Source organism: Pontibacter silvestris (assembly GCF_020907275.1).
In the GTDB taxonomy this organism is placed as follows: domain Bacteria; phylum Bacteroidota; class Bacteroidia; order Cytophagales; family Hymenobacteraceae; genus Pontibacter; species Pontibacter silvestris.
The window spans coordinates 1-789 of sequence record NZ_JAJJWI010000092.1; the positions used below are offsets into that span (position 1 = coordinate 1).

The 789-nt window shown below is 53.1% G+C and carries 1 protein-coding gene and 2 pseudogenes; all 3 read left to right on the forward strand.

Annotated elements, in window-relative coordinates; genetic code table 11:
* Positions 1-69: 69 nt before the first annotated feature.
* Positions 70-360 carry a transposase gene (locus LN995_RS21695; protein ID WP_229963186.1) on the forward strand — a complete coding sequence of 97 codons (291 nt, stop codon included), beginning with the start codon at positions 70-72 and terminating at the stop codon, positions 358-360.
* Positions 361-392: 32 nt separating this feature from the next.
* Positions 393-581 (forward strand): annotated as a pseudogene (locus tag LN995_RS22230) (IS3 family transposase); the annotation flags it as partial.
* 6 nt (positions 582-587) lie between these two features.
* A pseudogene (locus tag LN995_RS21700) lies at positions 588-789 on the forward strand (IS3 family transposase); the annotation flags it as partial.

A 789-nucleotide genomic window follows, 5' to 3' on the forward strand; every position in this document is an offset into this window, starting at 1 on the left:
CTGGAGTTGCTACCTTTGACTGGAGGAATTAAGAAGGGCAGTTTTGTATAAACTGTTAACTTTGACCATATGAACAAACGGGTATTTGACGAATCCTTCAAGCAAATGGCTGTGGAGCTAAGCTACGCCAGAGGATCAGTGAAGGAGGTAGCCCAAGAGCTTGGCATTGATCCAGCTCGATTGAGCAAGTGGCGCAACAGGGTGCAGGCACCCGCGCAGCCAGCTGCCGAGCTGACGGCGGAACAAAAAGAGATCAAGCGGCTTCAGAAAGAGCTCAAGGAGGCGCAGCTAGAGCGCGATATTCTAAAAAAGGCCATCAGCATCTTCTCCAAGGGAGACGGGCGGTATACGGATTCATAAAGGAGCACCGGTACCGATTTCCCGTTGAGAAGATGTGCAATGTATTGCAGGTCAGTACCAGTGGCTACTACTACTGGCTCAAACATCCTGTCGGACTAGGAGAGCTCAAGGAACGGGAGCTGGTAGGACGGATCAAACAGGTTCATAAGCAGAGCGGGGGCCGTTACGGCAGCCCCCGCATCAGTTTCGAGCTACGCGATCGGGGCATCAGAGCCTCGCGTCCTCGGGTGGCCCGATTGATGCGTCAATACCAGATAAAGAGCATTGTAAGAAAGAGGTATCGGGTACGAACCACTGATTCGAACCATAGCCTCACTGTGGCAGAGAACCTGCTGGACAGGGATTTCAATGCAGGCAGGCTGGCAGAGAAGTGGGTCTCGGACCTGACCTACATCAAAACCAGGGAAGGCTGGCTGTACCTGACGGTGG

What these genes read in the sequence shown, in the direction of transcription:
- LN995_RS21695 (WP_229963186.1), top strand. Translation starts at nt 70, where the DNA reads ATGAACAAACGGGTATTTGACGAATCCTTCAAGCAAATGGCTGTGGAG.